This is a genomic window from Pseudomonas sp. SDO55104_S430 (assembly GCF_054070595.1).
Genome location: NZ_JBSVXG010000351.1, coordinates 1 through 4,142 on the forward strand (window position 1 = coordinate 1; position 4,142 = coordinate 4,142).

Annotated in this window: 3 protein-coding genes; all 3 read right to left on the minus strand. The window is 60.3% G+C overall.

What is annotated here, in order from left to right:
* Positions 1 to 229: 229 nt before the first annotated feature.
* On the minus strand, positions 230 to 1,807 hold the full coding sequence (guaA, locus tag ACW9JE_RS29170) for a glutamine-hydrolyzing GMP synthase (protein WP_457434733.1): 1,578 nt from the start codon (positions 1,805 to 1,807) through the stop codon (positions 230 to 232).
* 98 nt (positions 1,808 to 1,905) lie between these two features.
* The gene (gene guaB / locus ACW9JE_RS29175; RefSeq protein WP_457434734.1) at positions 1,906 to 3,375 is read right to left on the minus strand and encodes an IMP dehydrogenase; all 1,470 of its coding nucleotides are present in this window, start codon (positions 3,373 to 3,375) and stop codon (positions 1,906 to 1,908) included.
* Positions 3,376 to 3,491: 116 nt separating this feature from the next.
* Positions 3,492 to 4,040: a sugar ABC transporter ATPase gene (locus ACW9JE_RS29180; RefSeq protein WP_457434735.1), complete on the minus strand. Its 549-nt coding sequence runs from the start codon at positions 4,038 to 4,040 to the stop codon at positions 3,492 to 3,494.
* Positions 4,041 to 4,142 lie beyond the last annotated feature (102 nt).

The window sequence follows — 4,142 nt, forward strand, 5'->3', positions numbered from 1 at the left end:
GCGGTGTGTCAGGCGACGGAGATGTCGGATGTGCCGACGTCTTCGCGAGCAAGCCCGCTCCCACAGGGGGCTGCAGGGTTACCTGATACACCGCGTTGCCTGACTTTATGACTGCTTCGCAGCCGGACGCAGGCTTCGCCAGCTGCTACAGGTCTCAAAAAAACCCATAAAAAAACCCTGGCCAAGGCCAGGGTTTTCTTTGTGCTTCACAGCAACCTGTATCGCGGGATCATTCCCACTCAATAGTCGCTGGCGGCTTGCTCGACACGTCGTAGGTCACGCGGGAGATGCCTTCGATTTCATTGATGATGCGGCCGGAAACGGTTTCCAGCAGTTCGTAAGGCAGGTGTGCCCAACGCGCGGTCATGAAGTCGATGGTTTCCACGGCACGCAGGGCCACGACCCAGGCGTAACGACGACCGTCGCCCACCACGCCAACCGATTTCACCGGCTGGAACACCACGAACGCCTGGCTGACCTTGTGGTACCAGTCGGCCTTGCGCAGTTCTTCGATGAAGATGTGGTCGGCGCGACGCAGCAGGTCGGCGTATTCCTTCTTCACTTCGCCGAGGATGCGCACGCCCAGACCCGGGCCCGGGAACGGGTGACGGTAGACCATGTCGTACGGCAGGCCCAGTTCCAGGCCCAGACGACGCACTTCGTCCTTGAACAGTTCGCGCAGTGGCTCGACCAGTTTCAGGTTCATTTCTTCCGGCAGGCCGCCCACGTTGTGGTGCGACTTGATCACGTGAGCCTTGCCGCTTTTCGCGCCAGCCGACTCGATCACGTCCGGATAGATGGTGCCCTGAGCCAGGTACTTGATGTTTTCCAGTTTGTTGGACTGGGCATCGAACACGTCGATGAAGGTGCGGCCGATGATCTTGCGCTTCTTCTCAGGGTCTGCTTCGCCGGCCAGGTTGTCGAGGAACTGGTCCTCGGCGTTGGCGCGGATCACCTTGACGCCCATGTTCTCGGCGAACATGGCCATCACTTGCTCGCCTTCGTGCAGACGCAGCAGGCCGTTGTCAACGAATACGCAGGTCAGCTGATCGCCGATGGCTTTGTGCAGCAGCGCGGCAACGACCGAAGAGTCGACACCGCCGGACAGACCCAGCAGCACGTTGTCGGTGCCGACCTGGGCGCGAACCTGGGCGATGGCGTCTTCAGCGATCTTCGACGGGGTCCACAGGGCTTCACAGCCGCAGATGTCGAGGACGAAGCGCGACAGGATGCGACCGCCTTGTTTGGTGTGAGTCACTTCCGGGTGGAACTGCACGCCGTAGTAGCGACGGTCATCGCTGAACATGCCGGCGATCGGGCAGCTCGGGGTGCTGGCCAGGATGTGGAAGTCGCCTGGCATTTTGGTGACCTTGTCACCGTGGCTCATCCACACGTCGAGGCCGAACATGCCGTCGGCGTCGACGTGGTCTTCGATACCGTCCAGCAGGCGGCTCTTGCCGACCACGTCGACACGGGCGTAACCGAACTCACGCAGCTCGGAACCTTCAACCTTGCCGCCCAGTTGCTCGGCCATGGTCTGCATGCCGTAGCAGATACCGAAAACCGGTACGCCCAGGTCCCAGACCGCCTGTGGCGCGCGCGGGCTGTCGGCGACGTGTACCGACTCCGGGCCGCCTGCGAGGATGATCCCCTTTGGCGCGAATTCGCGGATCGCTTCGTCATCCATGTCGAACGGGTGCAGTTCGCAGTACACGCCGATCTCACGCACGCGGCGGGCGATCAGTTGGGTGTACTGGGAACCGAAGTCGAGGATCAGGATGCGGTGAGCGTGAATATCGAGGGCCATGATTCAGTCTCGTCTAAGTCATTCAGAAACAGTCGTGATTCAGAAACAACTCGGGGCTGAATAAAACAGCCCCGGTCGTTAACTTTTTGCTTGAAGGCTCAACCTACGCGGTAGTTTGGCGCTTCCTTGGTGATCTGTACGTCGTGTACGTGGGATTCGGCCATGCCAGCGCCGGTGATCCGCACGAACTCGGGGATGGTGCGCATTTGTTCGATGTTGGCGCTACCGGTGTAGCCCATCGAGGAACGCAGGCCGCCCATCAACTGGTGGATGATCGCGCTCAGGGTGCCCTTGTAAGGAACACGGCCTTCGATGCCTTCCGGAACCAGTTTCTCGGCGCCGGCCGAAGAGTCCTGGAAGTAACGGTCGGAAGAACCTTGAGCCTGGGACATGGCGCCCAGCGAACCCATGCCACGGTAAGCCTTGTACGAACGGCCCTGGAACAGTTCGATCTCGCCTGGTGCTTCTTCGGTACCGGCGAACATCGAGCCCATCATCACGCAGGAGGCACCGGCAACGATGGCCTTGGACAGGTCACCGGAGAACCGGATGCCGCCGTCGGCGATCAACGGAACACCGGTGCCTTCAAGGGCAGCGGCGACGTTGGCGATGGCACTGATCTGAGGAACGCCGACACCGGCGACGATACGGGTGGTGCAGATCGAGCCAGGGCCGATACCGACCTTGACTGCGTCAGCGCCAGCTTCGGCCAGGGCCTTGGCGGCAGCGCCGGTGGCGATGTTGCCGCCGATGACCTGCACTTCAGGGAAATTCTCTTTGACCCAGCGAACGCGGTCGATCACGCCCTTGGAGTGACCGTGAGCGGTGTCGACCACCACCACGTCCACACCGGCATTGACCAGGGCGGCAACGCGGTCGCCGGTGTCTTTACCGGTACCGACGGCGGCGCCAACGCGCAGACGACCTTGATCGTCCTTGCTGGCCAGCGGGTAAGCCTTGGCTTTTTCGATGTCGTTGACGGTCATCATGCCTTTGAGGGCGAACTTGTCGTCGACGATCAGAACGCGTTCGATGCGGTGCTTGTGCAGCAGCTCGCGAACGTCGTTCTTGTCGGCGCCTTCCTTGACGGTGACCAGACGCTCTTTGGGCGTCATCACTTCGCGGACGCTGATGTCCAGGCGGCTTTCGAAACGCACGTCACGGGAGGTGACGATGCCGATCAGATCGCCATCGTGCAGCACCGGTACGCCGGAGATGTTGTGCAGGCGGGTCAGTTCGAACAGGTCACGAACCGAGGCGTCGGCCTCGATGGTGATCGGGTCTTTGACGACGCCGGCTTCGAACTTCTTGACCTTGCGGACTTCGGCAGCTTGCTGCTCGATGGTCATGTTCTTGTGGATGATGCCGATGCCACCTTCCTGAGCCATGGCGATTGCCAGACGGGCTTCAGTAACGGTGTCCATGGCGGCAGAAACCAGAGGAATGTTCAGCTCGATGCCACGGGTAAGGCGGGTCTTCAGACTGACTTCGTTAGGAAGTACCTCGGAATAACCGGGCACGAGGAGAATGTCGTCGAATGTCAGAGCTTCTTGGCTGATACGCAGCATCGCGGGGGCTCCCGAGCGGGAAAATGGAAGCGCGCCATTATAGTCAGACACCCCTTCGGGTTCAATGTAAAACTCTGTCTAATATTCGCATTACTGATATACGGGGATTTTGCGCTTCAGAGTTCGACTTTGACCCAACTGACAGGCTGATCCAGCCAATCGGCGAATTCGTCGAGGAAGCTTTGCTTGAACCCGGCTTCGGCCCAGTTGTTGAAAATGAAGCCCAGGTTGGAGAAGGCGCATTCCTGCAGGTACAAAAAGCCGTTGATGTCGTCTTCGTGCCCGCATTCGGGGCAGGTGAAGTTGTCGGTGCGCCCGGGCATCCAGTCTTCCAGGCTCTCGAACAGCGCTTCGCCGATTTCCTGACGGCACTCGGCGCAGCCTGCCTCCCCCAGAAAACCCTTGGCCGGGGTAAAGATGCAGCGCTTGGTGACGATCTCCAGGCCATTGATCGGTTCGCCGAAGGGCAGCGCTTCCGGGTGCAGGACCACGGCGCGAGCGCCTTCGCCGATGGCGTGGGCCATGCGGTTGCCGGTGCGACCGCAGGTGCTGAGCTGTTCTTCGATGATGTTCTTGCGCACCAGCCAACGCACAATCGCCCGGGCCCGGGGCTCGTGCACCGGCAGTGTGGAGATTTTCGGGACGATGATGCTTTGCGAGTTCATGGGTACAGGCCACGGCGTTGAAAAGTGAAATGCCCTGTAGGAGCGAGGCTTGCCCGCGAAGGCGTCATCACATTCAACAATATTGTCGATTATGAAATCGCT